The 15,850-nt window shown below is 65.9% G+C and carries 14 protein-coding genes; 6 read left to right on the top strand and 8 right to left on the bottom strand.

Translation table 11 applies throughout. The annotated features are described in order from the left end of the window. The first annotated feature begins 17 nt into the window (after nucleotides 1-17). A complete protein-coding gene (locus EG799_RS02250; protein ID WP_123878172.1) occupies nucleotides 18-2,921 on the top strand; it encodes a TonB-dependent receptor domain-containing protein in 2,904 nt (967 codons plus the stop codon). A gap of 135 nt (nucleotides 2,922-3,056) precedes the next feature. Here the strand turns inward: EG799_RS02250 and EG799_RS02245 are convergent, their stop codons facing one another. The 4 genes from EG799_RS02245 to EG799_RS02230 all read right to left on the bottom strand — a co-directional run bounded on the left by EG799_RS02245 (nucleotide 3,057) and on the right by EG799_RS02230 (nucleotide 6,824). Continuing rightward, the gene (locus EG799_RS02245; protein WP_158610995.1) at nucleotides 3,057-3,974 is read right to left on the bottom strand and encodes a class I SAM-dependent methyltransferase; all 918 of its coding nucleotides are present in this window, start codon (nucleotides 3,972-3,974) and stop codon (nucleotides 3,057-3,059) included. Next, a complete protein-coding gene (locus tag EG799_RS02240; protein ID WP_123878168.1) occupies nucleotides 3,971-5,659 on the bottom strand; it encodes a 2OG-Fe(II) oxygenase family protein in 1,689 nt (562 codons plus the stop codon). Before EG799_RS02240 ends, EG799_RS02245 begins: the two co-directional genes overlap by 4 nt. Next, nucleotides 5,656-6,393: a 2OG-Fe(II) oxygenase gene (locus tag EG799_RS02235; RefSeq protein ID WP_123878166.1), complete on the bottom strand. Its 738-nt coding sequence runs from the start codon at nucleotides 6,391-6,393 to the stop codon at nucleotides 5,656-5,658. Before EG799_RS02235 ends, EG799_RS02240 begins: the two co-directional genes overlap by 4 nt. Before the next feature lie 95 nt (nucleotides 6,394-6,488). Then, on the bottom strand, nucleotides 6,489-6,824 hold the full coding sequence (locus EG799_RS02230; RefSeq protein WP_123878164.1) for a UrcA family protein: 336 nt from the start codon (nucleotides 6,822-6,824) through the stop codon (nucleotides 6,489-6,491). A gap of 245 nt (nucleotides 6,825-7,069) precedes the next feature. Here EG799_RS02230 and EG799_RS02225 point away from each other — a divergent pair, with 245 nt between their 5' ends. Beyond that, on the top strand, nucleotides 7,070-7,873 hold the full coding sequence (locus tag EG799_RS02225; protein WP_123878162.1) for an outer membrane protein assembly factor BamD: 804 nt from the start codon (nucleotides 7,070-7,072) through the stop codon (nucleotides 7,871-7,873). Nucleotides 7,874-7,936: 63 nt separating this feature from the next. On the opposite strand, the gene EG799_RS02220 is transcribed toward EG799_RS02225, so the two are convergent. Beyond that, nucleotides 7,937-8,272 (bottom strand): PilZ domain-containing protein, encoded by a 336-nt coding sequence (locus EG799_RS02220; protein WP_123878160.1) that lies wholly within the window; start codon nucleotides 8,270-8,272, stop codon nucleotides 7,937-7,939. A gap of 133 nt (nucleotides 8,273-8,405) precedes the next feature. Here EG799_RS02220 and recN point away from each other — a divergent pair, with 133 nt between their 5' ends. The 4 genes from recN (at nucleotide 8,406) to ligA (ending at nucleotide 13,451) form a co-directional block, all read left to right on the top strand. Beyond that, nucleotides 8,406-10,070, top strand: a complete 1,665-nt coding sequence (gene recN / locus EG799_RS02215; protein WP_123878158.1) for a DNA repair protein RecN — start codon at nucleotides 8,406-8,408, stop codon at nucleotides 10,068-10,070. A gap of 274 nt (nucleotides 10,071-10,344) precedes the next feature. Next, nucleotides 10,345-10,821 (top strand): DUF4396 domain-containing protein, encoded by a 477-nt coding sequence (locus tag EG799_RS02210; RefSeq protein ID WP_234028977.1) that lies wholly within the window; start codon nucleotides 10,345-10,347, stop codon nucleotides 10,819-10,821. Nucleotides 10,822-10,860: 39 nt separating this feature from the next. Next, entirely contained in the window at nucleotides 10,861-11,373 is a 513-nt protein-coding gene (locus EG799_RS02205) for a hypothetical protein (protein WP_123878156.1), read from the top strand. Then, a complete protein-coding gene (ligA, locus tag EG799_RS02200) occupies nucleotides 11,373-13,451 on the top strand; it encodes an NAD-dependent DNA ligase LigA (protein ID WP_123878154.1) in 2,079 nt (692 codons plus the stop codon). Before EG799_RS02205 ends, ligA begins: the two co-directional genes overlap by 1 nt. On the opposite strand, the gene EG799_RS02195 is transcribed toward ligA, so the two are convergent. From EG799_RS02195 to EG799_RS02185, 3 genes are all read right to left on the bottom strand, one after another. Further along, complete coding sequence (locus EG799_RS02195) at nucleotides 13,452-13,778, bottom strand: PilZ domain-containing protein (RefSeq protein WP_158610993.1); 327 nt, start codon at nucleotides 13,776-13,778, stop codon at nucleotides 13,452-13,454. Nucleotides 13,779-13,943: 165 nt separating this feature from the next. Further along, complete coding sequence (locus EG799_RS02190) at nucleotides 13,944-14,858, bottom strand: 50S ribosomal protein L11 methyltransferase (protein WP_123878150.1); 915 nt, start codon at nucleotides 14,856-14,858, stop codon at nucleotides 13,944-13,946. After that, the gene (locus tag EG799_RS02185; protein WP_158610992.1) at nucleotides 14,855-15,811 is read right to left on the bottom strand and encodes an MBL fold metallo-hydrolase; all 957 of its coding nucleotides are present in this window, start codon (nucleotides 15,809-15,811) and stop codon (nucleotides 14,855-14,857) included. The genes EG799_RS02190 and EG799_RS02185 overlap by 4 nt, the downstream gene beginning before the upstream one ends. Nucleotides 15,812-15,850 lie beyond the last annotated feature (39 nt).

Here is a 15,850-nt window from a genome sequence, read left to right as displayed (position 1 = left end):
TTACCAGGAGCTAATTGATGCAGATTATCAGGAAAAAGGTCTCCCTGCTGACCGGCACGATCATGGCGACCGCCATGCTTTCCGCCCCGGTCTACGCGCAGGATGACGGCATGACCGAACCGGCGACCGAGCCGGGCGCGTCCACCCCCGGGGAGGCGATCGTCGTCACCGGTTCGCGCATTCAGCGCCGCAACGTCGAGACCGCCGCCCCGGTCGCCGTCGTGCAGGACGAGGAATTCGAACTGTCGGGCACGGTGAACGTCGAGAACGTCGTCAACACCCTGCCGCAGGTCGTTCCTGGCATCACCTCCAACTCGAACAACCCCGGCAACGGCACCGCATCGCTGAACCTGCGCGGTCTGGGCGAGGAGCGCACCCTCGTGCTCGTCAACGGTCGCCGCTGGATGTTCTACGATACCAACCAGATCGTCGATCTCAACACCATCCCGTCCTTCCTCATCGACAGCGTCGACGTGGTGACGGGCGGTGCGTCGGCCGTCTACGGTTCGGACGCTCTGGCCGGCGTCGTCAACTTCCGCCTGAAGGAAGTGAACGGCATCGAATTCGGCGGTCAGTACTCGATCACCGACCGCGGCGATGGCGACCGGTACGAGATCACTGGCGCGATCGGCAGCGACTTCGCCGATGGCCGCGGTAACGTCACCGTCTACGGCGAGTACTACAACCGCAAGCCGGTCTTCCAGGCCGACCGCGAGTTCTCGGCCTTCAACCTGGGCGGCGACCCGCTGGTGCAGGGCGGTTCGTCCTTCATTCCGGAATCGCGCGTCAACTATCAGGGCAACGGTTCGCTCGCCGGCACGCAGTTCGCGGGCGGCGGCAACTTCCTGTTCGATCCGGCCGGCAGCGCGCGCCCCTACACCGGTGCCGATGCCTACAACTTCGCCCCGGTCAACTACCTGCAGCTGCCGCAGGACCGCTACCTGCTCGGCGGCTATGCCAGCTACGAGGTGTTCCCGTTCCTCGAGGCCTACACCGAGGTCAGCTACGTCAACAACCAGGTGAACGCGGCGCTGGCGCCGACCCCGATCCAGGTCAACGCGAACCTCGACATCGATTCGCTGTCGCAGTTCCTCGATCCGAGCGTGGTCGCCGACCTTCGCCAGATCGATGCGACCGAAACCGGCGATCAGGCGAATGACGGCGCCGTCCTGTTCCAGGTCAACCGTCGCCTGCTCGAGGCCGGTCCGCGCCTTAACCAGGACGAGCGTAACGCCTTCCGCGTGGTCGGCGGTATCCGCGGCCCGATCGGCAACTACCTGAGCTACGACGCCTACTACCTGTATGCGCGCACCCGGAATGCGAACATCCAGCAGGGCAACGCCTCGCTGTCGAAGTTCATCGCCGGCCTCGACGGCACCGCCGTCGCCAATGGCGGAATTCCGATCAACGTGTTCGGCCTGAACTCGCTGACGCAGGACCAGGTGGATTCGTTCATCATCCAGGCCCAGAACGGCGACGAGTCCGAACTGCAGGTGGCTTCCGCCGCAGTGTCGGGCACGTTCGGCGACTTCCGTCTGGGTACGGCCGAGGCGGTCGGCTTCGCGCTGGGTACCGAATACCGTGAGGTCGCCTCGCGCTTCATCCCCGACACGTTCCTCGCCTCGGGCGACGTCGCCGGCTTCAACGCCGGTGAACCGACCCAGGGCGGCTACAACGTCAAGGAGGTGTTCGGCGAGCTGAACGTCCCGTTCGAGACCGAGAGCGGTTTCCGTGTGGAACTGTCGGGCGCCGGTCGGTATTCCGACTATTCGCTCGACGCGGTCGGCGGCGTGTGGACCTATGCCGGCGGTATCGAGATCGCCCCGACCCCGGACATCACCTTCCGTGGTCAGTACCAGCGTGCGGTTCGCGCCCCGAACGTGGCGGAATTGTTCGCCGGTTCGTTCGTGAACTTCCCGCAGGCGACGGATCCGTGCTCCACCTCGGCGGCCACCTCCGGCGCTCTGCGTGACCTGTGCATCGCGAACGGCGTTCCGGCCGGCAGTGTCGGCACCCCCGGCATCCAGCCCGACTCGCAGATTCAGGTGCAGGTCGGCGGCAACCCGAACCTCCAGGAAGAAACGTCGGACAGCTACACCTTCGGTGTCGTGCTGCAGCCGCGCTTCGTCCCGGGCTTCACGCTGACGGCGGACTATTTCGACATCACCGTCGACGACGCCATTCAGACCATCGGTCTGCAGACGTCGCTGGACCTGTGCTATCTCACCGCGGGGGACCTCAACGATCCGCGGTGTGCCGGCTTCGTCAACACGCGTAACCCGGACGGTTCGTTCAGCCGGACGAACTCGCCGCAGCTTGGCGGTGCGAACGTCGCCGAACTCGCCACCTCGGGCATCGACCTGCAGATGGCGTATTCGATGCCGATCCCGTTCTCGCTGTTCACCGATACCGGCGAGCAGGATCTCGAGCTGTCGTTCCTCGGCACCTGGTTCGAGAAGGCGGACACCGCCCCCGATCAGAACGATCCGGACAACGTCATCCGCTGCGCCGGCAAGTTCGGCGTGACCTGCGGTGCGCCGACCCCGTCGTTCAAGTGGACCTCGCGCGCGACGTTCACCGACGGGCCGCTGACGACCTCGTTCCGCTGGCGCCACCTGTCGGCAGTCAACGACGACGATCCCGCCACGGATTACTTCGTGGAACGGATCAGCGCCTACGACCTGCTCGACCTGACGCTGTCGTTCGACTTCAACGAGAACGTCCGCCTGACGGCCGGTGTGCTGAACATCTTCGACACGCTGCCGTCCACGCCGGTGTTCGATGCCAACGGGGTGGTGACCAACAACACCAACTCGCTGCTGCTGGGCGACCGCAACAATGCCGAGCAGGCCAATACCTGGCCGACCGTCTACGACGTGCTGGGCCGCGACTTCTTCGCATCGGTCCTGTTCCGCTTCTAAGCTGAACCGGCCGGGCGATAGTCCGAAAGAAAGGGCGGGGGACCTCCGGGTCTCCCGCCCCTTTTCGTAGGGAGGTCGGCGATCGCGCGGGGAGTGCGTCACCCTTGAAGTCTCTGTCTGGCGGGGCGTCAGCACCTATTTGGGGAGCGTCGCCTTAATGAAATCGGCGAAGAATTGCCCGCTATGCGGATCACGCAGTTGCTCGCGCTGTCCTATGGTCAGTCCGGCCTGCATTAGCGCCCTGACCACGCCTTCACCATTATCGGCAGCCCTGGCAGCAATTTCGAGCGAAGCAATGCGACCGCGCTCGTTCATCGCCTGGGCGACGATGTCGTCGATCAGGGCGATGACGTTTTGCGGCGCGTCCTGGCGGCCCATGACGATGCTTTGGCGAATGGCCTCGGCGATCTCCCAAGCCGCCGATTGCGGTCCGAACGCCTGCGCCCCGCGTTCGGGAGCGCTGGCGATCTCGGGCGGCAGGGCCGCAACGCCCATCTCTCGCAAGCGCTGGTTCCTGCGGGCAATCTCGGGCAGATCCTGTTCCTCGATCGCCCAGGCGATCTGAGCCAGACGCGCGCGGTTATGCGCGACAATCGGCCCGTCGAGCCGATGCGACATGATCGCGACCGTGCCCCCGGGGCGCAGCACGCGGGCGATCTCCTTCGCGATAACCGGCATGTCACCATATTCGAAGCCGAACTGGCTGGTGACGGCGGCGAAGCGCGTGTCGGGGAAGGGCAGCTTTTCCATCCGTACCCCGCCGCGCAACCTTACCCCGCGCGGGCCTTCGGGAAGGGCGGCGGCGCGGTCCGTGCCGACCAGCTTCAGATCGCGGCGGGCGCTCTGAATATCGCCCAGCACCCGCCCGTCACCGGTTGCGATGTCGAGCACCCTGACGCCCTTGTCTAGGCGCCGTGCGAAGGTCTGCCAGACGCCAGTCTGAACCGCACCGATGCCCTTCCATCCCTCCGGATCGCGTCTGCGGCCGCTTTTTCTGTGCAGGGCGTCGCGCTCCCAGAACGTGGTCCAGGCGTCATGAACATTCGAGGTCATGGTTCGCCCTCGCTGGCCGGAGCGACATCGAACGCGACCGTCATTCGCCATCCGGAGGGAAAGGGGCGGGTGCCGTGGTAGAGCGTGCTGGGAAACAAAGCGAGCCTACCCTTGCGTGGTTCGAGCGTCCGGAGCGGCGGCAGGTCGACGAGATGGCGGGGCGGGCGTCCAAGTTCGATCCAGCCGTCTTGCGACGAAGGGTCGCCGTGTTCCGGAAGGTCGCAGTAAAGCGCGGAGGAAACGATGCCCTCGGGGTGGATATGGCCCGCATGACGATCCCCGCCGCCCGACAAGCGCACCGACCAGGCCCGCGCGATGACCCAGCCCGCGTCGCGGTGGCGCAGCAGCGGGTGATCGGGATCGGCCGGGGGAAGGCGGTTCCTGAAGTCAACGAGTGCATCGCAAAGGGCAGCGTGCAGCCGTGTCAAAGCCGGCTCGGTCCGGTCGAACAGCCGGCCGCGCGTCTGCGTTCCACCCCGAAGCGATTGACCCAGCGGAAACGCCGCGTGGTCGTGCAGGTCGTGCAGCAGGGGAACGGTGCCGGCCAGAACGAGGTCGGCCGCGGGTAGCTCGACCATCTGGACGAGACCGTCCTGTCCGTGCAGCCATTCGGCCCTGTCGTCATCCATCATCCGCCAGGCCAGGTCGCGGACGGCCCAGGCTCCGATATTGTCGGGCTCCTCCCGAAGAAGACGCTCCAGCACGCCATCGGTCTTCCCGGGCCGGCCTTGCCGAAGGTGATGGCGTGCCTCCAGAAGCCGGCGTCCCGGCGTTTCGGGCGGCACCCGGTCGAACAGGTCATCCGCCCGGCAGGTCTTGCCCGCAGTACTGGCGGCGTCAGCAGCCAGGAGCGCGAAGCGTGGATCGTCGGGAAAGCGCCGGTAGGCGGTCTCGGCTTTTTCGAGGGCTTCCGAGAACTTCTCGTGTCGTTCGAGAACGGCGATATGTTCTGCGGCGATTTCCGGATCGTCCGGCCGGGCCATCGATGCCTGGGAGAAAGGGCGATCGAAGTCGTCCTCGCCCCGCGCCAGGCGCAACTGCGCCGCGAAGCGCAGCGCCGGTATCCAGCCCGGCGCCTGCGCGGCGAGCTGTTCCGCGATGTCCGCGGCGCGGGCGGAATTGCCCTCGGCATCCAGCGCTTCGGCCAGTCCCAGCCATGCCTCCGCATCGCCAGCATTGACCTCGAGAGCGCGTTCGAAACGGGCGACGGCATCATCCTCGCCCCGCTCGACGGCAATGCGCGCGCGGCCATGCAGCGCCCGCGCACCGGTCGGCGCGAGCGCGATGCTGCGATCGTACCAGGCAGCCGCCTGCGCCAGATCGCCCACCCCGCGCGCCGCGGTCGCCCGCGTTGAACAATAGCGGGCATCCCTGGCGGCGTGCCCTTCGATCGCAGAAAGAATGGTCAGCGCTTCGCGGTTCCGCTCCAGCCGACCAAGCGCAATCGCCCGGTTGACCGCATATTCGACATGGCCGCGAGCAAGATCGCACGCGCGAGCGAAGAAGCCTTCCGCCCGTTCGAACGCCCCGGCCCGCATGGCTGCATTTCCCGCGCTGTTGGCCATCGCGGCGTCTCGGGGGTGCTGTTGAACGCCCCGCGCCATCACCTCGAGCGCGCCGTGCCGATCCCCCGCCTGCGCCAGACGCTGCGCGCGAACGCGGTAGTCGTCGGGGGCAGTCGTCACCGGTCGCGCAACCAGCCGCTGATCGCGTACCGCCCTCTCGGCGCGAAAGGCGGGACATAGGTGACCGCGTGGGCCTGCGGCACGGCAAACAGGTTCAGCGTGTTGAAACAGGGCATGTAACCCTTCTTCATATCGCCGTTGTCGTCGAAGAAGACGAGGTAGCCGCCCCAGTCCGGATACCAGTCGTCGATCGTCATGTTGAGGACGTAGGCGATGCGCCAGCCTTCACCGACGTGACTGTCCTGATGCCGTCCGAGGAAGTGCTGGGGGCCGAAGCAACTGGCATTGCCATCCGCCTTCGCCAGCTCTGCGATACCCGTCACCTCGCGCATCAGCCCGAGGAAATCGGGCGCGTTGAGATGCTCAAGAAGGATTTCGTAGGGCCCCCCCGGATCCCATCCCTTCTGTACCGCCTCGACCAGCGAATACCGGTGGGAGCGGAAGGCGTAATCGCGCTCCGCCGCGGCCTTGTCGGTCCGCCTGACCATTTCGACAACCTCGTTGCCGACCGCGCGATCGCGCAGCTGGTCGGCCGGCCATGAGCGGGGTTCTGCATCGGCGCCGGCCTGGACGGCGATCCCCCAGGGCGTTGCCTCCATCATGATGGCTCTGAGTTCTCGTGCAGTCTCGTCGGTAAGGATATCGGAGATCTGCAGCCGCCGGTCGCGGGCGAAGTCCCGGGCCAGCGTTTCCCGGTCGAGATCGGGGTTGAGGCGAAACAGCGATCTGGTCATCGCACACGCCTATAGGAAAACCGGGCCGCTGGCACCAGTGGCCGGCCGGCCGGACGCTCCCGCTGATCGGAGGCGCGCCCGGCCCGCCGGATCGATCAGTCGCGTCTGGACGAGGCGAACTGCGCCCGTCGCTCCGCGCCCTGCGCGATGTGCCGGTCGACCTTGCGCAGGTTATCGAAGTAGCAGCGCCTGGCCTGCGCCGTCGGCAGGGTCGTGCCAGGCACCTGGACGTTCATTCCGCACACGTCGCGGGCAGTGCGTGCGACACGTTGCCTCAGGCGCCGCTGATCTTTCGCGGTGCCAATATCGAGATCCGCGGTATAGACCGCGACGCTGCGCAATCCGGTCTCGTTCGCGCGCGCAACGGCCGGCGAGGTGCCGACGCAGAGCAGGGCGGCAAGAGTGGCGGTGGCAATCAGGCTGCGGGTCATGGTCTTTCTCCGTCCTTCTCGTCCCACCACTGTATTACCTTGATAGAGCAGTGGGTGAGCATGCCAGTCGATTAAAGGCAGTCGCCGATCGGCAGGCGGTAACCTCCATCTGCGAGGGGATCATGCACGTCGATCAGTGTCGCGGCGCCACCCGACAGGGGCGCGGACAGCCCGCGTGGATCGCGCGGTGGATCGCTGCGCACTTCACTTGGCGTTCAGCGCACGCGTAGCTATAGCGCTGACCCATGATCACGAACAAAGCCCTTCGTGCCGCGCTTGGCTGCGCGGTTTCCGCGGCCCTCCTCGCCGGATGCGGCGGGGGTAGTCGACCTAGTGCGAATGCCGACGTCGCCTATGTCGCGCGGGACGTGGAATCGCTCTACACCGCGGCCAAGGACAGGCTCGACAAGGGTGATCTCAAGGTCGCGGCCGCCCTGTTCGACGAAGTCGAGCGCCAGCACCCGTATTCCCCGTGGGCGCGCCGCGCGCAGTTGATGAGCGCCTTCAGTTACTACGCCGCGCGCGATTACACGAGTGCGATCCAGTCCGCGACGCGCTTCCTGTCGATTCACCCGGGCAATCGGGACGCGCCCTATGCCTATTACCTTATCGCCATCAGCTATTACGAGCAGATCAGCGACGTCGAACGCGACCAGGCCATCACGCGGCAGGCCTTGTCCGCGCTGAACGAGGTCAACCGCCGCTTCCCGCGCAGCCCCTACGCCGCTGACGCGAGGCTCAAGATCGATCTCGTCAACGATCACCTGGCGGGCAAGGAAATGGAAGTCGGCCGGTTTTACGAAAGGACCGGTCAGTGGCTGGCCGCGCAATTGCGCTTTCAGAACGTGGTCGAGGATTACCAGACCACCAGCCATATTCCCGAGGCGCTCTACCGGCTGACCGAGACCAGTCTGCAACTGGGCGTGCCGCAGGAAGCGCAGCGCTATGCCGCCGTCTTGGGGGCGAACTACCCGGGGAACGAGTGGTACGACCGCGCCTACGAACTGATGCAGGACCACGCCCCGCAAACCGTTGCGGCCGGGGGCTGATCGACCGGCAAACCGCCGCCCTGGCAACCGCGGCGCGGCTGCAACGCGGGCGGCCGGCGCGGCTCAGGTGCCGTATTGCAGTTCCACCGATTCGACTTCGCGCCGGTTGGCTTCGAGCAGATCGCGCAATTCCGGAAGGTGCAGCGACCGGTTGAGCCGGACACCCGCCAGGCCGTCATGCGCCCAGCGAACGGTTCCCTCCAGCGCGGTATCGTCGGCCGTCTGGATCCAGACCTGCTCGCCGGCGACGTAATCCGCATCGCGCAGATTGCTGATGCGCGCGCCCTGTTGCGACAGTTCGATCAGCAGACCACTGGTATTGGATCCGCCGTCGCGTTCGACTTCGACCGGCAAGCGCATGGCATATCGTCTGTGTGATCTTATGGTGAGCACCGACATGGTGTTCCCGACCCTCCTGATTGCTACCCGATTACCGCAAAAACTGATTAATATTTCCTTTTAGGTCCAGTATTGAGCGACGGGCTATCGTTGCGCCGCGACAAACCGAGCCGTAAGAGCCTGAATCGACGCCATGCTGACCTCGCTCGCCATCCGGAACATCGTGCTGATCGAGGCGCTCGATCTGGGATTCGACGCGGGACTGGGCGTGCTGACGGGCGAAACGGGGGCCGGGAAATCCATTTTGCTGGATGCGCTCGGTCTGGTTCTCGGCAACCGGGCGGACAGCGCGCTTGTGCGCGTCGGGGAGGACCGGGCGAGCGTCATCGCCACGTTCGAATTTCCACACCTGCCCGCGCCGCTTGCGGAAGTCCTCGGGGATGCCGGGGTCGAGATCGAACCGGGTGAACCGCTGATCGTGCGCCGGCAGGTCAGGGCCGACGGCGGATCCAAGGCATTCGTGAACGACCAGCCGGTGGGCGTGGCGCTGCTGCGCGCAATGTCGGGCTCGCTTGTGGAACTGCACGGCCAGCACGATGACCGCGGACTGGTGAATCCACGGGGCCACCGCGCTTTGCTGGATCGCTACGCCGACGCGGATACGGCGGGGGTGGCTGACGCGTGGACCGGCTGGCGGCAGGCGCGCGATGCGCTGGCGGACGCGGAAGGCGCGATCGAACAGGCGCGGGCCGATCAGGATCTGCTGCTGGCGCATCTTGCCGAACTCGCCGCGATCGAACCCGCAGCGGGGGAGGAAGAACACCTCGCCAATGCCCGCACCGACATGCAGAAGGGCGAGAGGCTGGCGGGCGATCTCGAAGAGTTGCGGCTCGTCTGGGACGGATCGGATTCGCCATTGGCCCGCCTTCGCGGGGCGGCGCGCAAGCTGGACCGCATCGCACCCGAGCACCCCCTGCTCGCCGAGGCGCTCGCCGCGCTCGACAGGGCGGTCATCGAAGCGGGCGAGGCCGAGGAGAAGCTGGAGGCGGCGGCGGAGGCGATGACGCATGATCCGGCGGAACTCGACCGGATCGAAACGCGCCTGTTCGAACTGCGCGCGCTGGCCCGCAAGCACGGTGTCCAGGTCGACGATCTGCCCGAAACGATGCGCGGCCTGCGCGAACGGCTCGACGCGATCGAGCATGGGGAGGCGGGCCTTGCGGAACTGCGCCAGGCTGCCGAGCAGGCCGGTTCGGCCTATCGCGCCCGCGCGGAGGCGCTCCATGCGAGCCGCGTTGCCGCCGCGCTGCAACTCGACGCGGCGGTGGCCGCCGAACTCGCGCCACTCAAGCTCGACGCGGCGCGGTTCAGGACAGCGGTGGCGGCCCTGCCGGAAGACCGCTGGGGGCCGCAGGGGATGGACGCCGTCGAATTTCTCATCGCCACCAATCCGGGTGCGGACTTCGCCCCCCTCGCCAAGATCGCCAGCGGCGGCGAATTGTCGCGCTTCATCCTGGCGCTGAAGGTGGCGCTGGCCGAGCAGGGCGGTGCGGCGACGGTCATCTTCGACGAGATCGACCGCGGCGTGGGCGGGGCCGTTGCAAGCGCCATCGGCGAACGGCTGGCGCGGCTTGCCGATGGCGGGCAGCTGCTCGCCGTCACGCACAGCCCGCAAGTCGCCGCGCGGGGCCGTCGCCAGTACCTGATCGCCAAATCGAGCGAGGGTACGGTCACGAAGACGTCGGTGACGTTGCTCGACGAGGAAGGACGTCGGCAGGAAATCGCACGCATGCTGTCGGGCGCGGAGGTGACGCCGGAAGCCAGGGCGCAGGCGGGCAGGCTGCTCGAAGGGGTGTAGCGGAACCGCGATGCGACAGACCGCATTGGTTCACCATGCACGCCCACGATTTTCCGGCCTGGCTTCACACTCTATCCCTGATTTCCCTTTTCATGGCGTTCTTCTGCGCCGGATGGATCGTGATGGACGTCATCCGCCATCCGCAGAAGATGTGGATCATGAACCTCGTTTGGCCGCTGACGGCCCTGTTCGGCAATAACTGTGGCTCTGGCTCTACTGGTCGTTCGGACGGCAGAAAGGGAAGGGTATAGAAGCGCCCGAGGGCGATCCGCCGATGTGGGCATCGGTTGCGAAGGGCGCGTCGCATTGCGGGGCGGGGTGCACGCTGGGCGACATCATCGCGGAATGGAGTGCCTTCGCCGTGCCGGTGATCGCGACCTGGTTCGGTTATCGCTGGCTGTTCGCCGAGGAAATCCTGGCGATCTGGGTTCTCGATTACATCGTTGCCTACGCCATCGGCATCGTCTTCCAGTACTTCACCATCAAGCCGATGCGCGATGTCTCGGTAGGCGAGGGCATCTGGCAAGCGATCAAGGCGGATACGCTTTCCATCACCTCCTGGCAGGTCGGCATGTACGGCGTCATGGCGCTGGCGCAGTTCGTGTGGTTCCGGCAGGCCTATGGCGGGACCGCAGCCGTCGATCGGCCGGAGTTCTGGTTCGCCATGCAGGTGGCAATGCTCGGGGGCTTTCTGACGGCATACCCCACCAACTGGATACTGATCCGCAAAGGACTGAAGGAAAAGATGTAGCCGCTTCCCCCGCGGGGCCGATGGCGGCATAGACGGGCCATGACATTCGCTTTCAGAGCCTTCGCGCTGTTCGCTATCGGCATCGTGACGGGCGGTTGCGCGGGGCAGATCGGGCCAGCCGCGATGGCCGACGGGCCCGTTCCGCTCGCCCGGGATGAGGCTGGGCCGAAGCTGGCGATGTTCGAGCATATCCTGTCCAGCTATTTCGAAGCCGACATCGTCAACCCGCCGACCGTCTGCGTAGCCGAAGCGGCGGGGGCGGGAACGGAGCGCCTGCCCGAGGACGACGAAGCAGCGCTGATGGAGCGGTTCGCCGGACTGGCCCCGTTGCCGCGCTGCGTCGAACGCACCTCGGGTATCCGCGACGAGGCCACGGACGAGCCTGCCATGCTGTTCGTGCTGAACGGCTTCCGCTGCGACAGCGCCGTCGACTGCTCCGCCATAAGTTCCTACCGTTTCGGCGATACCCGTTCGGATACGGTCTTTCACCGCGCGCATTGGAGCGGGGGGCGGTGGTCGTTCTCCAGCGATTCGCGGGTCATCGCCGAGTGATGGCGAATGTGGGTTCAGAAGCCGACGCCGCAAACGAATTGATGCGGCTGGCGAAGCAGATCAGACGCGCGAACCGAATGTATCACGCGGAGGATGCACCGGAAATCAGCGATGCGGAGTACGACGCGCTCGTGCGCCGGAACGCTGAACTTGAAGCGGCCTTCCCCCACCTCGTCCGGCCCGACTCACCGTCGCAGGAGATCGGACACGAGGTGGGCACCTCGCCGTTGTCGAAGGTGATGCACGAGGTGCGGATGATGAGCCTCGACAATGCCTTTGCGAACGACGAAGTGGCCGAGTTCGTCGCACGGGTCCGCCGGTTCCTCTCGCTGGACGAAGGGGAAGCCATCGCTTTCACGGCGGAGGACAAGATCGATGGCCTGTCCTGCTCGCTACGCTACGAGAAGGGCGAACTGGTTCTCGCCGCCACACGAGGCGACGGGCAGGTGGGCGAGAACGTGACGGCAAATGTCGCCCATGTTCGCGACATCCCCCGGCGGCTTCGGGGGAGCAACGTGCCCGAACTGTTCGAAGTGCGCGGTGAAGTCTACATGGCGAAACGGGATTTTCTCGCCTTGAACGCGGCGCAGGACGAGGCGGGCGAAAAGCTGTTCGCCAATCCTCGAAACGCGGCGGCAGGCTCGCTGCGGCAGAAGGACGCGCGCGTCACCGCGCAGCGCCCGCTGCGCTTCTTCGCCCATGGCTGGGGAGCGGCGAGCGCGGTCCCTGGCGAAAGCCAGTCCGACGTCATGCGGCGCATTGCCGACTGGGGGCTGCCGGTCTCAGCGCATCTGAAAAGGTGCGTCGATCTTGAGGAAATGCTGCTTGCTTTCGAACGGCTGGCGGACGAGCGGGCGGGGCTGGGCTACGAGATCGACGGCGTGGTCTACAAGGTCGACCGGCTGGATTGGCAGAAGCGGCTCGGCTTCGTCGCCAGGGCACCACGCTGGGCCATTGCCCGCAAGTTTCCTGCCGAGCGGGCGGAGACGACGCTGGAAAGTATCGATATCCAAGTCGGACGAACGGGCAAGCTTACTCCTGTTGGACGGCTCTCGCCCGTACTGGTCGGCGGCGTCACCGTTACCAACGTTACCTTGCACAATCGCGACGAGATCGATCGGTTGGGTGTGCGCCCCGGCGACCGGGTGGTCATCCAGCGCGCCGGCGACGTCATTCCGCAGGTTGTCGAGAACCTGACGCGCGATGAAAAGCGCGTGCCGTTCGTCTTTCCCGATCATTGTCCGGTCTGCGCGAGCGAGGCGGTGAGCGAGGAGGGCGAAGTCGACGTGCGATGCACCGGCGGTCTCATCTGCCGGGCGCAGCGGTTCGAGCGTCTCAAGCATTTCGTCAGCCGTGGAGCGCTCGATATCGACGGGTTGGGCGAGAAGACGATCGCCGAGTTCCTGGACCAGGGCTGGCTCGGCAACGGGCCTGCCGACATCTTTCGACTACGCGACCATCGCGACGAGATTCTCGCACTCGAGGGGTGGCAGGACAAGTCTGTGGACAACCTGTTGGCTTCGGTGGAAAAGCGGCGCTCACCCGATGCCGCCCGGCTGCTGTTCGGTCTCGGCATCCGGCATGTCGGCAGCGTCACCTCGCGTGATCTGATGACGCACTTGCACACCCTTCCGGCACTGCGCGACGCGGCGGAAAAAGCGCGTGCGGGTGACGAGGACGCGGCGCTCGCGCTCACATCCATCGACGGCGTCGGTCCGGCAGTTGTGAACGCATTGGGCGACTTCTTCCACGAGGAGCACAACCGTGCGCTCTGGGACGATCTTCTCGGCGAACTCGACGTGCCGCGTTACGAAGTCGAGCAGGTCGACAGCGCGGTGGCGGGAAAGACGGTGGTGTTCACCGGCAGACTTGAGACGATGAGCCGTGACGAGGCCAAGGCGCAGGCCGAACGGTTGGGGGCGAAGGCGTCGGGTTCAATCAGCGCCAGGACCGATCTGCTGGTGGCGGGACCGGGGGCCGGTTCGAAACTGAAAAAGGCCGGGGAGCTGGGTATTGAAGTGATCGACGAAGCGCGCTGGGCAGAGATCGTCGCGCAAGCGGGCGCAGACGCGCGCTAGCTACGGGCTTCGGTCGATATCCCCCTTTCCCAGGATGCGCAGGTCGAAGTGCTGACGGATGTGTTCCATCACAGCCGGGTAGAGCGGACGGTCGAACCGTAGGCCGACCAGCTCGCCCTCGCGCCAGCGAGCCACCGAATCGACCGGGCCGATCGGACCAATCTTGATCGTTACGGAAGTGTTTTCGGGCAGCCTGCCCATGCGGTCGCGAATGCGGCAACCGCGTTCGGAAATGTCGAGAATGGTTACGTCGCGCGCACCGGTTGTGGTTCGAAGCCGTCCGACGATGGCGATGTCGTGTCTGCGCTCGATGCGATCATGGCTCAAAGGTTCGGTCCCATCGCAATGTATCGACCGGCCGACCGCGGCTGGCCACTTGCTCTTGCAACGGAGTCCTTCAGGACTACAGCATTGTATTCAAGAAGTTTTTTCCAAACCTTTATCAAGTTTCCCACCAGGAAACGCCGCGCCCCTTCGGCGCGCTCGTCCTCGTCAGCGGACCTGCCCCACGAAGCGGTGTCTCAGCCACAGGACCGACCAGTCGCCACGAAGGATACGCTTCTGCAAGCGGAATCCGACGCGGCGATAGGCGGAGCGGACCGCCGCATCCTGCGTGCGGAGCAATCCGGCGAGTACGATGCTGCCGCGGGGGTTCACGGCCTCGGCGAAATCCGGAGCGAGATCGATAAGCGGACCTGCCAGGATATTGGCGATGAGAAGATCGAACGGCGCGCGCCGCGCAAGCCTCTCGTCGGCCAATCCATCGGCGACGAGCATCGTCAGTTCGCCCCGCTTATCCCCCAGATCAATTCCATTGAGCGCCGCATTGGCGACAACCGCCTGATCGCATACCGGGTCGATATCGCTCGCGGTAAAGCGACCGTGGGGCCACAGGGCCATGGCGGCAAAGGCGAGAAGGCCGGTGCCGGTTCCGATATCGGCAACCGTGCGCGGACTGACCCCCTGCCGTGCCATGACATCCAGCATGGCCAGGCACCCAGCGGTGGTGGCATGCTGTCCGGTGCCGAATGCCTGCGCGGCGGGGATGCAGAACTCCACGAACGCGGGGTCGTCGGCCGGGCGGTGCTCGGGGGTACGCACGCGGAAACGCCCCGCGGTGATCGGGTCGACGCCCCTCTGGCTTTCGCTGACCCAATCGCTTTCGGGCAAGGCTTCTGCGATCAGCGGCGGAGGATCCGCGGAAAAAAGCGCGCGTACGGCCTCGCGATCCGCCTCGGTAGGCTTCGTTGCCGTATAGGCATCGAGACGCCAGCAATCGGGTTCGTCCGGATCGACCTCGAACCCCGCCAGGACGGTGGTATCGTCCCAGCCTTGCATTTCGTCCTGCCGCGCCAGCGCCCCCTCGACTACCTCCCTGGTGGCGACCGCCGACAGTTTCCAGCTCATTCGCGCGCCTCCCCCGTCAGTCGCGTTTGCAGTTGCCCTAGCACGGTTTGCGCATAGCGCCCGCATTTTGGTTCGCTGGCGAATTCCCCCGCGAGCGCCTTGTCCCGCATGCGGCTGGCCGAGGGATGCGGCGTCAACAGGATGTCGCATTCGAGAGCAGCAATCCGCGCGATACTGTCCCGGTATGCGCGCAGATAGGCCGGGTGATCCGCAAACCGGTAATCGTCACGGCTCACCGGGGTGAGACTGTCGGCAAACACGATGGTGCGGCAGTCGGACCCTTCGCAGCTTTCCCACTGCCAGCTGAGCGCCCCGGACGTATGACCGGGGGAGGCTATGGGCGTGAAGGCCATTCCCGCAAGCGTGACCGGGTGACCGGGCGTGACGGTATCGATCAGGTCGGCCGGAATTGCTCGCATCGGGGGATTGCGGCCGGATTGCGGATCGTCCGGGCTCGCCTGGCCCGACGCGAGGACCGGGGCGGCCTTCGGCGAGGTCACGACGCGCGCGCCCGTATTGCGGTTCACCCACCACAGGCCGCCGACGTGATCGAAATGTTCGTGACTCGTCAGCACCGCGACGACGTTTTCCGGCGCGAAACCGAGATTGCGAATGTTCTCCAGCACACCGACCGATCCCTGCCGCGTTCCGGTATCGATCAGCACATGCCCCTCGGGTCCGGCAACGAGCAGTGCGCTGATGCCGCAAGTCCCAACGTGATAGGTATTGCCGAAGACGCGGAAGGCCGGGGCGCGCTGGTCCCAGTCGTCCCAGTCACCGCAGGCCGCGGCCCAGTCCGCCGGAGTCGCCGCAAGATCGCGCGCGCGATCCACCACGGCGGAACTTACCTTTTGCGGCGGCCCTTGCGGGGCAACGCAGGACGACAGGCCCAGGGCTATCGCGAACAAGGAGAGGCAGGCCCACCGGCCCGGCGCGCCCGATTGCGCGCTCATCGGGGCGTTTCGGGGAGAGGGAACCGGCATCCGGCGATC

The sequence above is a fragment of the Aurantiacibacter spongiae genome (assembly GCF_003815535.1).
GTDB classification, from domain to species: Bacteria; Pseudomonadota; Alphaproteobacteria; order Sphingomonadales; family Sphingomonadaceae; genus Alteraurantiacibacter; species Alteraurantiacibacter spongiae.
This window is presented reverse-complemented; position numbering and strand designations above follow the sequence as displayed.

Coding starts and splice junctions, on each gene's coding strand:
- EG799_RS02235 (WP_123878166.1), bottom strand. CDS start 6,393: ATGACCAGATCGCTGTTTCGCCTCAACCCCGATCTCGACCGGGAAACG.
- EG799_RS02190 (WP_123878150.1), bottom strand. CDS start 14,858: ATGAGCTGGAAACTGTCGGCGGTCGCCACCAGGGAGGTAGTCGAGGGG.
- EG799_RS02210 (WP_234028977.1), top strand. CDS start 10,345: ATGTGGGCATCGGTTGCGAAGGGCGCGTCGCATTGCGGGGCGGGGTGC.
- ligA (WP_123878154.1), top strand. CDS start 11,373: ATGGCGAATGTGGGTTCAGAAGCCGACGCCGCAAACGAATTGATGCGG.
- recN (WP_123878158.1), top strand. CDS start 8,406: ATGCTGACCTCGCTCGCCATCCGGAACATCGTGCTGATCGAGGCGCTC.
- EG799_RS02230 (WP_123878164.1), bottom strand. CDS start 6,824: ATGACCCGCAGCCTGATTGCCACCGCCACTCTTGCCGCCCTGCTCTGC.
- EG799_RS02250 (WP_123878172.1), top strand. CDS start 18: ATGCAGATTATCAGGAAAAAGGTCTCCCTGCTGACCGGCACGATCATG.
- EG799_RS02205 (WP_123878156.1), top strand. CDS start 10,861: ATGACATTCGCTTTCAGAGCCTTCGCGCTGTTCGCTATCGGCATCGTG.
- EG799_RS02225 (WP_123878162.1), top strand. CDS start 7,070: ATGATCACGAACAAAGCCCTTCGTGCCGCGCTTGGCTGCGCGGTTTCC.
- EG799_RS02185 (WP_158610992.1), bottom strand. CDS start 15,811: ATGAGCGCGCAATCGGGCGCGCCGGGCCGGTGGGCCTGCCTCTCCTTG.
- EG799_RS02220 (WP_123878160.1), bottom strand. CDS start 8,272: ATGTCGGTGCTCACCATAAGATCACACAGACGATATGCCATGCGCTTG.
- EG799_RS02245 (WP_158610995.1), bottom strand. CDS start 3,974: ATGACCTCGAATGTTCATGACGCCTGGACCACGTTCTGGGAGCGCGAC.